Genomic DNA, 18,444 nt, shown 5'->3' with positions numbered 1-18,444 from the left:
GCCCCTGTTTCGGCCGGAGCATGTCTGTCGGTTTTTTCCGACGCGTCCTGACCGAGTGGCAAGTGACCGGAATGCGGAGATCCGACCGGATGAATGATCAGGCCAATAGCGTCGACGAACGCTATGAAGCGGCAGCACCAGCTGAACTGTCGAGCTGGAATCGCCATGACACCACGTGGATGTTGGGACTGTTCGGGACCGCCATTGGCGCCGGCACCCTGTTTTTGCCGATCAACGCGGGTCTGGGTGGCTTCTGGCCGCTGGTGGTCCTCGCGCTGCTGGCCTTCCCGATGACGTTCTTCGCCCATCGCGGCTTGACCCGCTTCGTGCTCTCCGGTCGCGAAGGCGCCGACATCACCGAGGTGGTCGAGCAGCATTTCGGCATCAAGGCCGGTGCGCTGATCACCTTGCTGTACTTCTTCGCCATCTTCCCGATCCTGCTGATCTACAGCGTCGGCCTGACCAACACCGTCGCCAGCTTCCTCGAACACCAACTGCACATCACACCGCCACCGCGCGTGCTGCTGTCGTTCGTGCTGATCCTCGGCCTGCTGGCCGTGGTGCGTTGCGGCGAACAGGCGATCGTCAAGGCGATGAGCCTGATGGTCTATCCGTTTATCGTCGCGCTGCTGTTCCTCGCGGTGTACCTGATTCCGCACTGGAACGGCGGCATCCTCACCACCGTCTCGCAAGTGCCGGCGCCGTCGGCGCTGCTGCACACGCTGTGGCTGGCGATCCCGGTGATGGTGTTCTCCTTCAACCACTCGCCGATCATCTCGGCCTTCGCGGTGGATCAGAAGCGTCGCTACGGGGCCAATGCGCAGCAGCGCAGCTCGCAAATCCTCTGCCGTGCCCACCTGTTGATGGTGGTGATGGTGCTGTTCTTCGTCTTCAGTTGCGTGCTGACCCTGTCGCCGGAACAACTGGCTGAAGCCAAGGCGCAGAACCTGTCGATCCTGTCGTACCTGGCCAACCACTTCAGCAACCCGACCATCGCGTTTGCGGCACCGTTGATTGCCTTTGTGGCGATCTCCAAGTCGTTCCTCGGCCACTACATCGGTGCCAGCGAAGGCCTCAAGGGCCTGATCGTCAAGAGCGGCCAGCGTCCGGGTGCCAAGGCGCTGGATCGCATCGTGGCGGCGTTCATGCTGGTGGTGTGCTGGATCGTCGCGACCCTCAACCCGAGCATCCTGGGCATGATCGAGACCATTGGCGGCCCGGTGATCGCGGCGATTCTGTTCCTGATGCCGATGTACGCGATTCGTAAAGTGCCGGCGATGGCGCGCTATCGCGGTCAGGCGTCGAACGTGTTCGTTACGGCAGTAGGTCTGGTGGCGATTTCGGCGCTGATTTATTCGCTGACTGCTTAAGGCAAGCTCAAGAGATCGTAGCCTGCGGCAGCTCCTACAGGTATACACAAACCCTGTAGGAGCTGCCGAAGGCTGCGATCTTTCGCTTTTCAGCTACAGTAGGCCGCTGCACATCTCTCATGCGCAGCGGCTTTTTTTCGTCTGGAGACAGTGGATTGTCGAGCGCGCCCCAACCTGTAGAACAACCCAATCGCTGGCGGGACATCCTCGCCGGCCTGTCGATTGCCGGTCTGTTGTTGCCTGAAGCGGTCGCCTATTCGACCATCGCTGCGCTGGCGCCCCAGGCCGGGGTGATTGCCCTGTTTGCCGGGTTGCTTTGCTATGGGCTGTTTGGCACCAGCCGCTTTGCCATTGTTTCGGCCACGTCATCCTCGGCGGCGGTACTGGCGGCAGCCACGGCGACCATGGCCAATGGTGACCCGCAATTGCGTGCGACGCTGGCGGTCGGGCTGGTGCTGGTCACCGGTGGGTTGTTCTTGCTGGCCGGGATCTTTCGTTTTGGCAGCGTCACCTCGTTTATCGCCAAACCGGTGCTGCGCGGATTCGCCTTTGGTCTGGCGTTGACCATCATTCTCAAGCAGGTCGCCAATGTGGTCGGTGTGCATCTGGCCGACGCCAATCTGGTGCGCTTCGCCCCGCAATTGCTCGAACAACTGCCGCAATGGAACTGGCCGGCGGCCGCTGTCACCGCGGTGGCGCTGCTGTTGTTGAGCCTGTTCTCGCGCTTTCCACGGGTGCCCGGTGGCTTGCTGGTGGTGGTGATCGGCATCGTCGCCGGGCAATGGCTGAACCTGCCAGCACATGGCGTGAAGCTGATCGGCTTGATTGACCTGAGCCTTGAGCTGCCGAACCTGCCGGTGCTGCCGTTCACCGACTGGTTGCGGCTGGGGGAGGTGGGGTTTGCGCTGGTGATGATTCTGTACGCCGAGTCGTACGGTTCGATCAGCTCGTTCGCGCTCAAGCACGGCGACCGTGTGACCTCCAACCGTGATCTGCTGGCGCTGGGCGCGTCGAATCTGTTGTCCGGGCTGTTTCATGGCATGCCGGCGGGGGCCGGGTATTCGGCGACGTCGGCGAACGAGGCCGCCGGGGCGACGTCACGCTGGGCCGGCGGGGTCGCGGCGCTGGTGGTGCTGGTGATCGTGCTGACAGTGTTGCCGTGGATTGCGCTGACACCGGAGCCGATTCTGGCGGCCATCGTCATGCATGCGCTGGGCCGTGGTTTGAGTCTGCAGCCGCTGGGCCGCTATTTCATCTGGCGCCGGGACCGGGTGCTGGTGTTGTGCGCGGTGGGGGCGGTGCTGGTGCTGGGCATTCTCGACGGGCTGCTGGTGTCGGTGGCCATCAGCGTGTTGCTGATGCTCAAACAAATGTCGGCGGCGGATATTCAGGTGCTTGGGCGGATTGACGGTGGGCACGATTTTGTCGATCTGCAGCGTCATCCGACGGCGTCAACTGAACCCGGAGTGCTGATTGTGCGGCCCAGTGAGGCGTTGTTCTTCGCCAATGTGGAGCGGATTCTCGGTGCTGCACTGCACTTGATTCGTCACTCGAACGCACCCGTGCACACGGTGATTCTCAGTCTTGAGGAAACCCCGGACCTGGACGGCACCAGCATCGAGGCGATGCAGGAGTTCTTCCTGCGGGTGCATCAGGAGGGTAAACGCCTGATTCTGGCGCGGCTCAAGCATGAGGCGCTGACTGCCCTGGAGGCATTGCCGGAGGTGACGGCTAACGGGGTGATCCTCAGCGGACTGAGCGTCGATGGCGCGGTGCAGCAGGCCCTCAAGCTCAACACATAACCCCTCTGTGCAGGAGCTGCCGAAGGCTGCGATCTTTTGATTTTAAAGATCAAGAGATCGCAGCCTTCGGCAGCTCCTACAGGAGGCGTAAGTGAAATTCCGGGTATAAAAAAACGCCGCTCATCTCACGATGGGCGGCGTTTTTCATTGCGTTGCAGCGTTAGGCTTGAACGACCGGGATCTTGGCGTTCGCAGCAGCCTCACGGAACTCGGCGATCTGGTCGAAGGACAGGTAGCGGTAAACATCGGCCGCCATGCTGTCGATCTTGCCAGCATATTCCATGTACTCCTCGACGGTCGGCAGGCGACCCAGGATCGAAGCGACGGACGCCAGCTCGGCCGAAGCCAGGTAGACGTTCGCGCCGTCGCCCAGACGGTTCGGGAAGTTACGGGTGGAGGTCGAGACCACGGTGCTGTTCGGCTCAACGCGTGCCTGGTTACCCATGCACAGCGAGCAGCCTGGCATTTCCATGCGTGCGCCGGCCTTGCCGTAGATGCCGTAGTAGCCTTCTTCGGTCAGTTGGTGAGCGTCCATCTTGGTCGGCGGCGACAGCCACAGACGGGTTGGCAGCTGACCCTTGACCTGATCCAGCAGTTTACCGGCAGCGCGGAAGTGACCGATGTTGGTCATGCACGAACCGATGAACACTTCGTCGATTTTCTCGCCAGCCACGCTGGACAGCAGACGGGCGTCGTCCGGGTCGTTCGGCGCGCACAGTACAGGCTCGCTGATGTCGGCCAGATCGATTTCGATGACTTCGGCGTATTCGGCGTCGGCATCGGCTTCCATCAGCTCAGGATTGGCGATCCAGGCTTCCATCGCTTGAGCACGACGTTCCAGGGTACGTGCATCGCCGTAGCCTTCGCCGATCATCCAGCGCAGCAGGGTGATGTTGGACTGCAGGTACTCGGTGATCGACTCTTTCGACAGCTTGATGGTGCAACCGGCAGCCGAACGTTCGGCCGAGGCGTCGGACAGTTCGAACGCCTGTTCCAGGGTCAGACCTTCCAGACCTTCGATTTCCAGGATGCGGCCGGAGAAGGCGTTTTTCTTGCCTTTCTTCTCGACGGTCAGCAGACCGTTCTGGATGGCGAAGTAAGGAATGGCATGAACCAGGTCACGCAGGGTGATGCCAGGTTTCATTTTGCCTTTGAAGCGCACCAGGATCGATTCCGGCATGTCCAGCGGCATGACGCCGGTGGCTGCGGCAAACGCGACCAGACCGGAACCGGCCGGGAACGAGATGCCCATCGGGAAACGGGTGTGCGAGTCACCACCGGTACCTACGGTGTCTGGCAGCAGCATGCGGTTCAGCCACGAGTGGATGATGCCGTCGCCCGGACGCAGGGAAACGCCGCCACGGGTCATGATGAAGTCAGGCAGGGTGTGGTGGGTGGTCACGTCGATCGGCTTCGGATATGCCGCGGTGTGGCAGAAGGACTGCATCACCAGGTCAGCGGAGAAGCCCAGGCACGCCAGGTCTTTCAGTTCGTCACGGGTCATCGGACCGGTGGTGTCCTGAGAACCTACGGTGGTCATCTTCGGTTCGCAGTAGGTGCCAGGACGCACGCCTTTGCCTTCTGCCAGACCGCACGCCTTACCAACCATTTTCTGCGCCAGGGTGAAGCCCTTGGTGCTTTCAGCCGGTGCTTCAGGCTTCTTGAACAGGTCGAACGCAGGCAGACCCAGTTCGGCGCGAGCCTTCTCGGTCAGGCCACGGCCGATGATCAGCGGGATACGACCGCCGGCACGGACTTCGTCCAGCAGCACAGGGGTCTTCATTTCGAAGGTGGTGATGACTTCGTCGGTACCGTGCTTGCAGACTTTGCCAGCGTGCGGGTACAGGTCGATCACGTCGCCCATGTTCATGTTCGAGACGTCGAACTCGATTGGCAGTGCGCCGGCATCTTCCATGGTGTTGTAGAAGATCGGAGCGATTTTGCTGCCGAAGCAGAAACCGCCAGCGCGCTTGTTCGGCACGTAAGGGATGTCGTCGCCGAAGAACCACAGCACCGAGTTGGTCGCCGATTTACGCGAGGAACCGGTACCGACCACGTCACCGACGTAGGCGATCGGGAAGCCTTGACCGCGCATTTCTTCGATCTGCTTCATCGGGCCGGTCTTGCCTTGCTCGTCCGGAACAATGCCGTCACGAGCCATTTTCAGCATGGCCAGGGCGTGCAGCGGGATGTCAGGACGCGACCAGGCGTCTGGCGCAGGCGACAGGTCGTCGGTGTTGGTTTCGCCGGTGACCTTGAACACGCGCAGGCTGATCTTGTCGGCCAGAACCGGGCGCTTCTTGAACCACTCGCCGTCAGCCCAGGATTGCAGCACGGCCTTGGCGTGAACGTTGCCGTTCTTGGCTTTTTCAGCCACGTCGTGGAAGGCATCGAACATCAGCAGGGTGTGCTTGAGTTCTTCGGCAGCCACTGGCGCCAGCTCGGCGTTGTCCAGCAGTTCAACCAGGGTCACGATGTTGTAGCCGCCCTGCATGGTGCCGAGCAGTTCTACAGCGCGTTTCTTGTCCAGCAGAGGGGAGGTGACTTCGCCTTTGGCCAGTGCGGAGAGGAAACCGGCTTTGACGTAAGCGGCTTCGTCCACTCCTGGTGGTACGCGATTGGTGATCAGGTCAACGAGGAAAGCTTCTTCGCCAGCCGGAGGATTCTTCAGCAGCTCGACCAGGCCTGCAGTTTGTTCGGCGTTAAGCGGCTGGGGAACGATACCCAGGGCTGCACGCTCTTCGATATGTTTGCGGTAGGCTTCAAGCACAGTTATTACCCTCATCAGTGGTCCCAAATGGGTGTCCGGGACGCTCATCCCGAAATGGCCGTACTCATGCACCTCACGACGTTGTGGGTCGTTCGGCCAGAATTACCGGCAATTCCTTACAGAAGCTGCTTTCAAAGTTTTACGCCTGCAGAACGGGGAGCTGATGAGGGTTGGCGTTGGGCTTTTCCCCGCTGGAAAAACCCTTCGCCAACACCGCTCTGAAGGAACGACTGTGCTCGTGACGCTTTGAAAACAGCTTCTAACGGACATTGGCGCCTTAAAAGGCTGGCTGATTCTACGGCAAAAAAAATTTAAAGGTAAGTCGGACTCTATTGGACTTTGGTGGCGTTGTACGCGGGCGCATCAAACCGCGATCCAGCGCTTGCCCCTGACGTTTGAGGGGTGATCAATGCCTGACAAAGGGCTAACATGCGGGCCTGTTCCGCGTTTCAGTGTTTTGCCAATTTATGCCCAATCAGACCATCAAGACCCCCTGCGTCGGCCTCTGCTCCACTGTTTACGGAGATCTGGTGTGCCGTGGCTGCAAGCGTTTCCACCACGAAGTGATCCACTGGAATGGTTACGGCGAGGAAGAAAAACGTGCGGTGTGGTTGCGTCTGGAACAATTGCTGTCACAAGTGATGGCGAGCAAGGTCGAGATCTTCGATTCGGCGCGTCTGCGCCAGCAGCTGGAACAGCGCAAGATCCGCTTTGTGCCGCATCAGTCGGAATATTGCTGGGCGTATCAGCTGATTGCGCGCGGGGCGCGGGTGATCATTAATCTGGAAGCCTACGGAATGGTGTTGTTGCCGGAGTTCCGCGACTGGAACCTGCCGGAACTGCGCGATGCCATTGATCGGGAATTCTTCCTGCTGTCGGAAGCGCATTATCAGCGCTACATCGCGCCCGGCTTCCTCAAGGACGCCTTCGGCGCCTGAAGATCAAAAGATCGCAGCCTGCGGCAGCTCCTACAGGTAGAACGCATTCCCCCTGTAGGAGCTGCCGCAGGCTGCGATCTTTTGCTTTTAGTGCTTCACCGCCAGCTCCACCAGATGATCCTCAACTTCCTGCGGCTTGAGCACCAGCACATCGCTTTCCAGTGCATCCAGCACCACCTCGGCGGTATTGCCGATCAGCGCGCCTGACAGCCCGGTGCGTGCCACGGTGCCGATCACGGTCACTGCGGCCTGCAGCTTGTGCGCCATGAACGGGATCAGCACATCCGCCGGGCCTTCCTCGATGTGCAGGTGCGCCTCATCGACATCAAATTCCGCCTGAAACGCCCGGCATTGCTCGCGATAACGTGCTTCGATGGTTTCGCTGAGCTGTAAGGTCGGGTCCGCTGCCGACAGCATTGGCGAAGGATGCGCACTGATCACATGCAGATGCCCCTTGGCCAGGCTGGCGATGTCGAAGCCGTGATCGATGATCGTGGTGTGCAAGTGTCGGTGCTCGCCATCGGCGTTGCCCACGTCGACTGCCGCGAGAATCACCCGGTCTTTCCACGGTGTGGAGGTTTTCACCAGCAACACCGGGGTCGGGCAGTGGCGCAGCAGTTTCCAGTCGGCCGGGGTTAGCAGAGCTTTCTTCAATGGGCTGTCAGGGTAGTGCTGCTTGATGACCAGCCCGCAGCCTTCGGCCTGCTGCACATCGATGATGGTCTCGTGCAGGCTTTCATTCCACGCTTGTTCGGTGGTCACGCTGTAGCCGTCAGCCAGCAGCGCGGCTTTGAGCACGCCGAGCATGCCGGCGTGGTCGTGCTTGCGGTCGCACACCAGCAGGTGCAGATGGGCCTGGGTCACGCCAGCGATCAACTTGGCGCGCTTGAGCGCCAGGCTTTCCGAATGTTCGGGTTCGAGGACCACCAGAATGCTGCGAATGGCTTGCATGAGCGGAGTCTCCAGCAAAGAAAAGGCACGGCGTTGCACAACTATAGTTGCTGCTCGTCGGACCGCGACTTGATGCATATCAACGCCAGCCGCTGGTGGTCTGCGGGCAGGCCGGTATAATCGGCGCCCTTCGCGCCAATACCTTTACCGTGAGCCCCATGATCCTGCCCGAAATCCACGAATTCCTTGGCTGCCGCACGCCCGACGCCTGGGTCCAGGCTGCACTGGCCGATCAGGAAACCCTGCTGATCGACCACAAGAACTGCGAGTTCAAGGCCGCCAGCACCGCGCTGAGCCTGATTGCCAAGTACCATTCCCACGTCGACCTGATCAACATGATGTCGCGTCTGGCCCGGGAAGAACTGGTGCACCACGAACAAGTCATGCGCATCATGAAACGCCGCAAGATCGAGCTGCGCCAGCTGCACGCCGGGCGCTACGCCTCGGGCCTGCGCAAAGTGGTACGCAGTCACGAACCGGTGAAACTGGTCGACACGCTGGTGGTCGGCGCGTTCATCGAAGCGCGCAGTTGCGAGCGGTTCGAAGCGCTGGTGCCGCATCTGGACGAAGAACTCGGCAAGTTCTATTTCGGCCTGCTGAAAAGCGAGGCGCGGCATTTCCAGGGGTATCTGAAGCTGGCTTATCAGTACGGCGACGCGAAGGACATCGCCCAGGTGATCGAAAAGGTCCGTGCCGCCGAGCGGGAACTGATCGAGTCGCCGGACGAAGAGTTCCGCTTCCACAGTGGTGTGCCCGCGACCGCATAACCTGTAGGCGCTGCCGAAGGCTGCGATCTGTTGATGTTTTAAAGCAAGATCAAAAGATCGCAGCCTTCGGCAGCGCCTACATAGAAAACTGTTAAAAACTCTTAAGAGTATGAAACATCTACAAAAACCGGCCCCCGCGGCCGGTTTTTGCTGCCCGGGACAACGCCTCACCGGCGATTGCCGCCATACTGTCGACCACTTCACACATGGGTTGGCAGACGGTCGTTATGGATAACCTGGGTTTTGGCAAAGTCCTGCTGGTCGAAGACGATGAGCGTCTGGCCACGCTGATTGCGCATTTTCTCGAGCAGCATGGCTACGAGGTGCGCGCGGTGCATCGCGGTGATCTGGCGATGGCCGCGTTTCTCGAGTTTCAGCCCAAAGTGGTGGTGCTCGACCTGATGCTGCCGGGGCAGAGCGGGCTGCACGTGTGCCGGGAAATCCGCAGCGTGTCGGACACGCCGATAGTGATCCTCACCGCCAAGGAAGACGACCTCGACCACATTCTCGGTCTGGAATCCGGCGCCGATGACTACGTGATCAAACCGATCAAGCCGCCGGTGCTGCTGGCGCGGCTGCGCGCGTTGCAGCGTCGGCAGATGCCGGATGTCAGCGTGGTCAGTTCGCTGGAGTTCGGGCGGCTGAGCATCGATCGCAGTTGTCGCGAAGTGCGCCTGGCCGGCGAAATCATCGAAATGACCACCATGGAGTTCGAGCTGCTGTGGCTGCTGGCCAGCGCCGCCGGCAAGACCCTGTCGCGTGATGACATCCTCAACCGCATGCGCGGCATCGCCTTCGACGGGCTCAATCGCAGCGTCGACGTGTACATCAGCAAGTTGCGCAACAAACTCAAGGACAACCCCCGTGAGCCGGTGTGCATCAAGACCGTGTGGGGCAAGGGGTATCTGTTCAATCCGTTCGCGTGGGAGCTGTAGATGCTGCGGTTATTCCTCGGGCTGTTTCTGGTGATGACGGTGGGCCTGGTACTGGCCCTGCAAACCGTCGAGCACACCTTCAACGCGTTGCTCGACAATCAGATGCAGGACTACAACCGTGAGGCGGTGCGCGGGCAGGCGTGGTCACTGGTCGAGCACATGCGCGATCAGCAAGGTGCGGCGCGCGAGCAGCAACTGGAAGCGTTGCGCCCGCACTACGGCTTGTCGCTGAAGCTGGTGGAGGCGGATCAACTGGCCCTCAGCCCTGAGGAAAAGGCCGAACTGGCGCAGAACCTGTTGGTGATTCGCGATAACTACACTGAATTCATCAGCGACATTGACGGTGGCTCGCAGCTGCTCAGTATCAAGCTGCCGCCGGAACCGAGCCTGATGCCGTTCTACATTGCGGTGGCTTACGCGATGCTTGCGGTGCTGATCGGCATCGTCCTGTTCTTCTGGGTGCGCCCGCACTGGCGCGATCTGGAAAAACTGCGCCTGGCTGCCGAGCGTTTCGGCGATAACGATCTCTCGGTGCGTATTCAATTATCCAAGCGCTCGAACATCCGCGATCTGGCGGAACACTTCAACCTGATGGCGGCGCGCATCGAGAGCCTGATCGCCAATCAGCGCGAGCTGACCAACGCCGTGTCCCACGAGTTGCGCACGCCGATTGCGCGGTTGTCGTTCGAACTCGATCAGCTCAAGCAACAGCCGGACCCCAGCCAGAACCGCGAACTGATCGCCGACATGTACGCCGACCTTGGCGAACTGGAGGAAATGGTCTCCGAGCTGCTGACCTACGCCAGCCTCGAACGCGGTGCGACGGTGATCAAGCGCGAAAACATTCAGGCCGCCAACTGGCTCGACAGCGTGGTCGGCAGCGTGGCGCTGGAGGCAGAAGCGGCAGGGGTGCAGTTGCTGATCGGTGACTGCCGGATCGACACCGTGCGCATCGAGCCGCGTTTCATGGCGCGGGCGGTGATCAATCTGCTGCGCAACGCCATTCGTTATGCCGAACAGCGTGTCGAAGTGACGCTGGTGCGCAGCGGCGATTATTACGAGGTGCGGGTCAACGATGACGGCCCGGGTGTGCCGGTGGAGGGCCGGGAGAAAATCTTCGAGCCGTTCTCGCGGCTGGATGCCAGTCGGGATCGCCGCACCGGTGGTTTCGGCCTCGGGCTGGCGCTGGTGCGGCGAGTGTCGCAGTCGCATGGCGGGCAGGTCGAGGTCGGGGAGTCGGTGTGGGGTGGGGCGTCGTTTCGGATGACCTGGGCGCATCTGGATTGATCTGTTTTGTCCGGGCCGGCCCCTCGCGAGCAAGCTCCCACAGAGGAATGCATTTCAAATGTGAGAGCGAGCTTGCTCGCGAAGAGGCCCTCAAACCTTGCGCAAAACCCTGCTCATCTGACCAACCCCAACCGCTCATGCCACTGTGCAATCGACTCCTCGGGATATACCTCAAACTGCTGGTCCCCGGGCTTGGCATCCACCTCGACCCACGGCGCCTTGGAGCCCAGCATCAGATGCGTGTGCTCTGGCGGCACCGGCAGCGGGGTGTCGATGGCTGAGGCGAACGGGTGGATCAACTCCGGCCATTGCGGACTGAACAGCCACAAACCGCTGCCGCACTGGGAGCAGAAATGCCGTTCGGCGGTGCTGCGGTGTGCGCGTTTTTCGCCATCGTCCTTCATCTTCGCGTGGTAGATCGAGATATGTTTGCGCCCCTGCACCTTGAGGCTGGCCGAGTCGCCGCCGAGGTTGATCGCATAGCCGCCACCGCCCTGAGTCTTGCGGCAGATCGAGCAGTAGCAGCGTTGATAAGGGTAAGGGTGGGCGCTGGTCAGGCTGAAAGTGACGGCGCCGCAGTGGCAGGAGCCTTCGAGGTGCATGAGGGGCCTCCGGTGGGCTGAAGTGGTCCGGTTGAGCCTAGAAGAGTTGTGGCGATCCTGCTGACGCCTTCGCGAGCAGGAGAATGCATTCCCCGTGGGAGCGAGCTTGCTCGCGAAGAACGATAACGCGGTCTAGACCTTGGCCACGCGCCACAAATACCACGCCGCCACCGTCCGATAAGGGCACCACGCCTGGCCGATCTCGATCATCTGCTTGCGCGTCGGCTGTACTTCCAGCCCCTTCAATCGCCGATAGCCCTCACGCACGCCAAAGTCGTCTGCCGGCAAAATATCCATGCGCTCCAGGCTATAAATCAGCAGCATCTCCACGGTCCAACGGCCAACTCCGCGCAGGCTGACGAGGCGTTCGATCAACGCTTCATCGTCCATCGCCAGCGCGCTGGGGTAGTCCGGCACCACGCCGTCCAGAGTCGCCTGGGCGATGCCCTGAATCGTCGCAATCTTGCCCGCCGAAAACCCGCAGCCGCGCAACTGATCGAAGTCACTCGCCAGAATCTGTTCAGGCCGCGGAAACGTCTGCCCCGGAAACAACGCGACCAGGCGCCCGACAATCGCGTCCCCGGCCTTGGCGTGCAGTTGCTGATAGGCAATCGCCCGCACCAGCGACTCGTAAGGATCGCGCGCCGGGTGCGGTTGATGCAGGCAGGGGCCGACGGCGCTGATGTGCCGTTGCCAGTCCTCGTCGAGTGCGGCCAGATGTTCGCTGGCCGCTTGATAAGGCTTGGCCATGCTTATTTCAGCAGGCCGTTGACTTCGCCGTAGCTCAACGCCTTGAGCTCATGGGTATCGAGTTTGCCGCTGGCGAGGAAGCTTTTCACCAGCGCACCCATTGCGCCATAGAGGAACTCGGCGATGCCGGACCCGGCGCTCAAGCGCCGTACGCCCAGGGCTTGCAGTTCCTCGGGCGAGGGCAGGCAAGCGAACCCCAGGACGTTGACCGGCAACGCCGTGCCTTTGCAGATCGCCTCGATTTCATAGGCCGCCGTGACGCCGGCTGCAAACAAACCATCAGCCCCGGCCGCCTGGTACAGCGCCGAGCGCCGCAGGGTTTCGGCGACGCGGTCTTCCGCCGGCACCAGCCCCCTGAGGTAAACGTCGGTGCGGGCGTTGATGAACAGTTTCACATCACGTTTTTGCGCGACTTGTCGCGCCACTTCGATCTTGCGCGCCAACAGTTCCGGGGCGCCGCTGCCGTCCTCGATATTGATCCCGGCGGCACCAGCGGCCAGCACCGCGTCGATGACCTCGGCCACTCGCCCCAGGTCATCGGAATAACCGGCTTCGATGTCCACGCTCAGCGGCACCTTGATCACCCGGGCGATGGATTCCACCGTGGCAATCAAGCGTTCGAGGGGCAGGGTGTTGCCGTCCGGATAACCGTGCGCCCAGGCCACCGCCGCGCTGCTGGTAGCGACGGCTTTGCCGCCCGCGTGCTCGACCAGTCGCGCCCCGGTGGCGTCGGCGACGTTGGTCAGGATCAGCAGGCCATCCTGGTGCAACTGGTGGAACTGAGTGTCGAGCGTGCTCATCGAAATCCCTTCTTGTAATGGATACCGTGGTCAGAAAGCCAATGGTTGCGTGAGCTGCACGGCGGCGTTTTCCAGCCTCAGCAGAAACGCCTTGCGCGGCTGTCCACCACCATAGCCGGTCAGCGAGCCATCCGCACCGATCACCCGATGACACGGCACCACGATCGACAGCCGATTGTGCCCGTTGGCCAGGCCCACCGCACGACTGGCGCCGGGTTTGCCCAGGCGTGCAGCGAGGGCGCCATAAGTGGTGGTGTGGCCGTAGGGGATCTGCCGCAGTTCGGCCCACACCTGGCAGTCGAACGCGCTACCGGGCAGGTGCAGCGGGACGCCGAATACCGTGAGCTTGCCGGCAAAGTACGCCGCCAGTTCACTGTCGATCTGCTGCAGGTGCGCGTTGTGCCCCGGTGCGACCACGTAGCCGTGACGGGTTTGCAGCTCTTCGACCTCGCGGGTCAGCGCCGGGCGATCGAGAAACTCCAGCAGTACCAGGCCGCGACGTTCGGCCATGGCGATCATCGGTCCCAGCGGCGTGGTCAGGCGGGTGAACAGCAGCGGTTCACTGTTGGTCGCGCGGCCCGGGGTGATGTGGAACGACTTCTGGAACGCATCGCGAAAGCCGCTGAGCGATTCATAGCCGGAATCGAACGCCGCATGATCGATCGAGATGCCTTGGCGGATTCCGCCCAGCGCCATGCCGAGCCGGCGGGTGCGCAGCCAGGCGTGGAAAGTCATGCCGAAATGCTGCTTGAACCAACGCCGCAGCTTCAGCGGTTCGATGCCCTCGGCCAGCAACTGGGCGTCGCTCCAGCGCATTTCCGGGTCAGCGTCGACAGCTGCGAGCAGGCGCTGCACCCAATCGGGGGCAATGGCCGCAGCGTCCAGCGGTTTGCAGCGCAGGCAGGCGCGATAACCCGCCGACAGGCACTCATCGGCATGGGCGAAGAATTCGACGTTTTCCGGTTTCGGCTTGCGCGCCGTGCAGCTGGGGCGGCAGAAGATCCCGGTGGTTTTCACGGCCGTGAAGAACACCCCCTCGTAGGCGGTGTCGCGTTCGAGCATGGCGCGAACCATCTCGGCGTGGGGCGGCAGGAGTGCGGTTTGTATGTTCATGGCCAGAGCTTAAATCCAGGATTTCGATGGCTCCACCGAAAAATCGACAGTGAATTTCCAAATGCCCTGAACTACCGTGTAGGAGCTGCCGAAGGCTGCGATTTTTTGATCTTGTTTCTTAAAATCAAAGGCAAAGGATCGCAGCCTGCGGCAGCTCCTACAGTTGAGGGATTGAGGTCATGCCACCGTTCATCATTCAGCATATCGACCACATCGTCCTGCGCGTCGCGGACCTGCAACGCAGCATCGACTTCTACGACCGGGTCTTCGGCGCCGAAGTGGTCAGGCACAACGAGAAACTGGGGCTGGTGCACCTGCGCGCCGGCAGCTCGATGATCGACCTTGTCGACTTGCAGGGCGAGCTGGGCAAGAAGGGCGGTGGGGCGGCGGGTGCCGAGCGGCGCAACGTCGATCACTTCTGCCTGCGCATCGAGCCCTTTGACGAAGCGGCGCTGATCAGCCACCTGCAATCCTGCGGCTTGAGTGTCGAAAAAGCCGCCCGCCGCTTCGGTGCCGAGGGCTACGGTCAGTCGCTGTACTGCTTCGACCCGGACGGCAATCAGGTCGAACTCAAAGGGCCGTCCGAGGCTTAAGCGCGCTTGGTCATCAACAGCACCGAAGCCGCCGCCGACAGCAGCCCCGCGCAGCAACGGTTGAAGATGCGTTTGCCGCGCGGCTCGGCGAACCAGCGGCGCATGTGCAGGCCCATCCAGGCGTAGGCGCCGATGGCGATCCATTCCAGCAGCAGAAACAGCGCGCCGAGCACGGCGAATTGCGCCGCTACCGGTTGGCTCGGGTCGACGAATTGCGGCAGGAACGCGGTGAACAGCAGGATCGCTTTCGGATTGCCCGCCGCCACCAGGAATTCCTGGCGCGCCAGGCGGAAAAAGCCAACCGAAGCCGCCGTTGCCTGCTGCCCGGCGTCGGGATTGGCCCGCCACAGTTGCCACGCCAGGTACAACAGGTACGCCGCGCCGATGATCTTGATCGCGTGGAACAGCCATTCCGAGGTTTGCAGCACCACCGACAGCCCCGCGCCAGCGAGCGCGATCATCCCGGCGAACGCCAGAATCCGCCCGATACCGGCCGCACAGGCACGGCGATAGCCATAACGGGTGGCATTGCTCACCGAGAGCAGGTTGTTCGGACCGGGGGCCATGTTCAGGGCGAAACAGGCCGGGAGAAACAGCGTAAGCGTGGCGAGGTCCATGGCGGCGCTCCAGAAACGGTGGAGACGCATTTTTATCACAGCCCGCGGGCGGCGCGACCCGTACAGTCACGCGGTGCTGTCGCGGTACAGCATCGACAGCCCTCCTTTAAGCGCATCGAACTTTTCCGATTCGGCGGAACTCTGAAAAGTCAGAAGGCGATGGTTTCTTCAGAAATAAACCTGTGCGCCCAGTCAGAAAAAGCGCTCGCCGTGTACTATGCGGCGACGTTGCAAACACCCCGCCGGCCCCGAAGCGGCCCCACCTAGAGCGATCTACATGCAAGCAAAGGCCCGTGAAGTCTATGTGCCACCGGTGCTGCAAGATCTGCGAGCCGGCACTGCCGAACTGCACATCGCACTGGAAAAACGCCTTCCCTTTTTCTCCGAACAACTCGATGCCAACGCCTTCCGGCGGCTGATGCAAGCCTATTACGGGTTTTACCGGCCACTGGAATCCGCACTGCTCGCCAGCGCCTGCATTCCCGCCGATTTCGATATTGCCCCACGGCTCAAGACGCCAACCCTGCAGCGTGATCTGCACGCGCTGGGCGAATCGCCCGAGGGGCTGGAACACTTGCCGATCTGTCGCCAATTACCGGTCATCGAGTCCAGCGCCGCGTGCCTGGGCGTGTTGTACGTGCTCGAAGGCGCGACGCTGGGCGGGCAGATCCTGCGCCGTGAAATCGCCACGCGCTTGAGCCTGGATGCCGATAACGGCGCAGCCTTCCTCGACGTCTACGGCGCCGCCACCGGCCGCCGCTGGCGCGATTTCATTGAATACCTGGGCGCTCGCCCGATGGACGTCGCCGAGCGCGCCGCCGTAGTTGCGGCGGCCCAAACCACATTCAGTTGTTTCGAGCACTGGCTCGAAAGCCGGGAGGTACTGGCATGACTGCGCAAGACCAAGAAGCCTTTGAAGAATTGCTGGCCAACTGTGCCGACGAACCGATCCGCTTTCCCGGGGCGATCCAGCCCCACGGCCTGTTGCTGACCCTGAGCGAGCCTGCGCTGGAGATCATTCAGGTCAGTGCCAATGTCGAGACTCTGCTGGCCCGCCCGGCGCAGGGGCTGATCGGCCAGCCGTTGCACAGCCTGATCGGCGACGCTCACGCCGAGGCGGTGCGCGAAGCCTTGCAGCAACCGGCATTCTCCGACGCGGGACCGCTGCATTTTCACCTCAACGGCATTGCCTTCGAAGGCCTGTTGCATCGCCATCAAGGCGTGTTGATTCTGGAGCTGGAGATCCACGTCGAGAACTTCCAGCCGCGTAATGTGGCCGGCAACCAGACCCATCTGGGGCGCATGCTCCAGCGTCTGCAAGCGGCCACCACGCTGCAGGCGCTGTACGACATCAGCGTCAAGGAAATCCAGGCGATGACCGGTTACGACCGGGTGCTCATCTACCGATTCGAGGAGGAGGGGCACGGCCAGGTGATTGCCGAGGCGTCGGATCCGTCGATGGAAGTGTTCAACGGTCTGTTCTTTCCGGCCTCGGACATTCCCGAGCAGGCGCGCGAGCTCTACCGCACCAACTGGCTGCGGATCATCCCCAATGCCGATTACCAGCCAGTGCCACTGGTGCCCAAGCTGCGCCCGGACACCCAGACCGCGCTGGACTTGAGTTTCGCCACGCTGCGCAGCGTCTCGCCGATTCACTGCCAGTACATGAAGAACATGGGGGTGCTGTCGTCGATGAGCATTTCCCTGCTCAAGGGCGACAAGCTGTGGGGCTTGATCAGTTGCGGCAATCGTCAGCCGCTGCACGTGCCGCATGAACTGCGCAGCGCCTGCCAGACCATCGGCCAGGTACTGTCGCTGCAGATCAGCGCGATGGAGGCACTGGAAATCAGCCGCCAGCGCGAAGAAAAGATCGAGGCGCTGGCGCTGCTCAATCAAGCGATGATTGACTCGCCGCAAAACGTCTTCGACGGCCTGGCGCAACAGCCGCAAATGCTGATGGCCCTGACCGGGGCCGGGGGCATCGCGATCATCGAAGACAAGCAATTGCACCGTTACGGCAACTGCCCGGAGCCGGACGACATCCGTGCCCTGCACAAGTGGTTGCAGGACGGCGGCGAGCCGGTGTTCGCCAGCCATCACCTGGCGAGCGTTTACCCGCCGGCCGCGCAGTTTCAACCAGTGGCCAGCGGTGTGCTCGCCATGAGCCTGCCCAAGCCGGTGGACAACGGTGTGCTGTGGTTTCGTCCCGAGGTAAAGGAAAACATCAACTGGAGCGGCGATCCGAAGAAGCCGCTGGCCCTGGAAAACTCCGACGCCGGCCTGCGCTTGCGCCCGCGCACTTCGTTCGAAATCTGGAAAGTCGAGATGGCGGGGATTTCCACCAAGTGGAGCCACGGCGATCTATTTGCGGCCAATGATCTGCGCCGCTCGGCACTGGAAAACGACCTGGCCCGTCAGGTACGCCGCGAGCAGGAGGCGGTGCGCGCCCGCGATGAGCTGGTGGCGGTGGTCTCGCATGACCTGCGCAACCCGATGACGGTGATTTCGATGTTGTGCGGCATGATGCAGAAAACCTTCAGCTCCGACGGTCCGCACACCTCACGGCGCATCTCCACGGCGATCGACACCATGCAACAGGCGGCGGGGCGCATGAACACGCTGCTGGAAGATCTGCTCGACACCTCGAAGATCGACGCCGGACGCTACACCATCACACCGCAGGCGCTGAATGTCGCGCACATGTTCGAAGAGACCCAGTCTCTGCTCGGCCCGCTGGCGCTGGACAAGGACATCAACATCTCGTTCGAGGCCCACGCTGACCTGAAAATCCATGCCGACCCGGAGCGGCTGTTCCAGGTGCTGTCGAACCTGATCGGCAACGCCATCAAGTTCACTCCGCGCAAGGGCTCGGTGGGCGTGGTGGCGAAGTCTGACGGCAAAGACATCGTGTTTACCGTGCGCGACACCGGCGAAGGCATTCCCAAGGAACACCTGCCGCATGTGTTTGACCGCTATTGGACGGTGAAAGAGGGCAACCCGACAGGCACCGGGCTGGGGTTGTACATCACTCAGGGCATCGTCGAAGCCCATGGCGGGCGGATCGAGGCCAGCAGTGAGCCGGGTGAGGGCACGGAGTTTCGGTTTACGGTGCCGTTGAGGGTGGTGGGGGAGTGAAAGAAACCCGCGCC

General features: G+C 61.8%; 16 protein-coding genes. 9 read left to right on the top strand and 7 right to left on the bottom strand.

The annotated features are described in order from the left end of the window. Positions 1-89: 89 nt before the first annotated feature. Both KKQ10_RS08765 and KKQ10_RS08760 read left to right on the top strand, forming a co-directional pair. Positions 90-1,370 (top strand): HAAAP family serine/threonine permease, encoded by a 1,281-nt coding sequence (locus KKQ10_RS08765; protein WP_127651916.1) that lies wholly within the window; start codon positions 90-92, stop codon positions 1,368-1,370. 155 nt (positions 1,371-1,525) lie between these two features. Then, complete coding sequence (locus KKQ10_RS08760; RefSeq protein WP_215500844.1) at positions 1,526-3,172, top strand: SulP family inorganic anion transporter; 1,647 nt, start codon at positions 1,526-1,528, stop codon at positions 3,170-3,172. 160 nt (positions 3,173-3,332) lie between these two features. On the opposite strand, the gene acnB is transcribed toward KKQ10_RS08760, so the two are convergent. Next, on the bottom strand, positions 3,333-5,942 hold the full coding sequence (gene acnB, locus KKQ10_RS08755) for a bifunctional aconitate hydratase 2/2-methylisocitrate dehydratase (protein ID WP_127651917.1): 2,610 nt from the start codon (positions 5,940-5,942) through the stop codon (positions 3,333-3,335). Positions 5,943-6,409: 467 nt separating this feature from the next. Here acnB and KKQ10_RS08750 point away from each other — a divergent pair, with 467 nt between their 5' ends. Continuing rightward, positions 6,410-6,880 (top strand): DUF1289 domain-containing protein, encoded by a 471-nt coding sequence (locus tag KKQ10_RS08750; protein WP_041067373.1) that lies wholly within the window; start codon positions 6,410-6,412, stop codon positions 6,878-6,880. 87 nt (positions 6,881-6,967) lie between these two features. On the opposite strand, the gene uspL is transcribed toward KKQ10_RS08750, so the two are convergent. Beyond that, positions 6,968-7,831: a universal stress protein UspL gene (gene uspL, locus KKQ10_RS08745; protein WP_215500843.1), complete on the bottom strand. Its 864-nt coding sequence runs from the start codon at positions 7,829-7,831 to the stop codon at positions 6,968-6,970. A 158-nt stretch (positions 7,832-7,989) separates the two neighbouring features. On the opposite strand from uspL, the gene KKQ10_RS08740 reads away from it, so the two are divergent. From KKQ10_RS08740 to KKQ10_RS08730, 3 genes are all read left to right on the top strand, one after another. Then, positions 7,990-8,598 carry a MiaE family protein gene (locus KKQ10_RS08740; RefSeq protein WP_215500842.1) on the top strand — a complete coding sequence of 203 codons (609 nt, stop codon included), beginning with the start codon at positions 7,990-7,992 and terminating at the stop codon, positions 8,596-8,598. Positions 8,599-8,825: 227 nt separating this feature from the next. Continuing rightward, positions 8,826-9,533: a response regulator gene (locus KKQ10_RS08735; protein WP_127651829.1), complete on the top strand. Its 708-nt coding sequence runs from the start codon at positions 8,826-8,828 to the stop codon at positions 9,531-9,533. Then, a complete protein-coding gene (locus tag KKQ10_RS08730) occupies positions 9,534-10,820 on the top strand; it encodes an ATP-binding protein (protein WP_215500841.1) in 1,287 nt (428 codons plus the stop codon). Between the two features lie 113 nt (positions 10,821-10,933). Here the strand turns inward: KKQ10_RS08730 and KKQ10_RS08725 are convergent, their stop codons facing one another. The 4 genes from KKQ10_RS08725 to KKQ10_RS08710 form a co-directional block, all read right to left on the bottom strand. Beyond that, a complete protein-coding gene (locus tag KKQ10_RS08725) occupies positions 10,934-11,422 on the bottom strand; it encodes a GFA family protein (protein WP_215500840.1) in 489 nt (162 codons plus the stop codon). 132 nt (positions 11,423-11,554) lie between these two features. Continuing rightward, positions 11,555-12,172 carry a DNA-3-methyladenine glycosylase family protein gene (locus KKQ10_RS08720; RefSeq protein WP_127651832.1) on the bottom strand — a complete coding sequence of 206 codons (618 nt, stop codon included), beginning with the start codon at positions 12,170-12,172 and terminating at the stop codon, positions 11,555-11,557. A 2-nt stretch (positions 12,173-12,174) separates the two neighbouring features. Further along, positions 12,175-12,972, bottom strand: coding sequence for an isocitrate lyase/PEP mutase family protein (locus KKQ10_RS08715; RefSeq protein ID WP_215500839.1), 798 nt, complete (start codon positions 12,970-12,972; stop codon positions 12,175-12,177). A gap of 30 nt (positions 12,973-13,002) precedes the next feature. Continuing rightward, positions 13,003-14,085 (bottom strand): bifunctional transcriptional activator/DNA repair enzyme AdaA, encoded by a 1,083-nt coding sequence (locus KKQ10_RS08710; RefSeq protein WP_215500838.1) that lies wholly within the window; start codon positions 14,083-14,085, stop codon positions 13,003-13,005. Positions 14,086-14,264: 179 nt separating this feature from the next. Between KKQ10_RS08710 and KKQ10_RS08705 the strand changes: the two genes are divergently transcribed. After that, a complete protein-coding gene (locus tag KKQ10_RS08705; protein WP_127651835.1) occupies positions 14,265-14,678 on the top strand; it encodes a VOC family protein in 414 nt (137 codons plus the stop codon). Here the strand turns inward: KKQ10_RS08705 and KKQ10_RS08700 are convergent. Further along, a complete protein-coding gene (locus tag KKQ10_RS08700; protein WP_127651836.1) occupies positions 14,675-15,295 on the bottom strand; it encodes a LysE family translocator in 621 nt (206 codons plus the stop codon). The genes KKQ10_RS08705 and KKQ10_RS08700 overlap by 4 nt on opposite strands. A gap of 277 nt (positions 15,296-15,572) precedes the next feature. Between KKQ10_RS08700 and KKQ10_RS08695 the strand changes: the two genes are divergently transcribed. Both KKQ10_RS08695 and KKQ10_RS08690 read left to right on the top strand, forming a co-directional pair. Then, positions 15,573-16,187 carry a biliverdin-producing heme oxygenase gene (locus KKQ10_RS08695; RefSeq protein WP_215500837.1) on the top strand — a complete coding sequence of 205 codons (615 nt, stop codon included), beginning with the start codon at positions 15,573-15,575 and terminating at the stop codon, positions 16,185-16,187. Then, positions 16,184-18,430 carry an ATP-binding protein gene (locus KKQ10_RS08690; RefSeq protein WP_215500836.1) on the top strand — a complete coding sequence of 749 codons (2,247 nt, stop codon included), beginning with the start codon at positions 16,184-16,186 and terminating at the stop codon, positions 18,428-18,430. Before KKQ10_RS08695 ends, KKQ10_RS08690 begins: the two co-directional genes overlap by 4 nt. Positions 18,431-18,444 lie beyond the last annotated feature (14 nt).

Source organism: Pseudomonas sp. MG-9, from assembly GCF_018729515.1.
Taxonomy (GTDB): domain Bacteria; phylum Pseudomonadota; class Gammaproteobacteria; order Pseudomonadales; family Pseudomonadaceae; genus Aquipseudomonas; species Aquipseudomonas serboccidentalis.
This window is presented reverse-complemented; position numbering and strand designations above follow the sequence as displayed.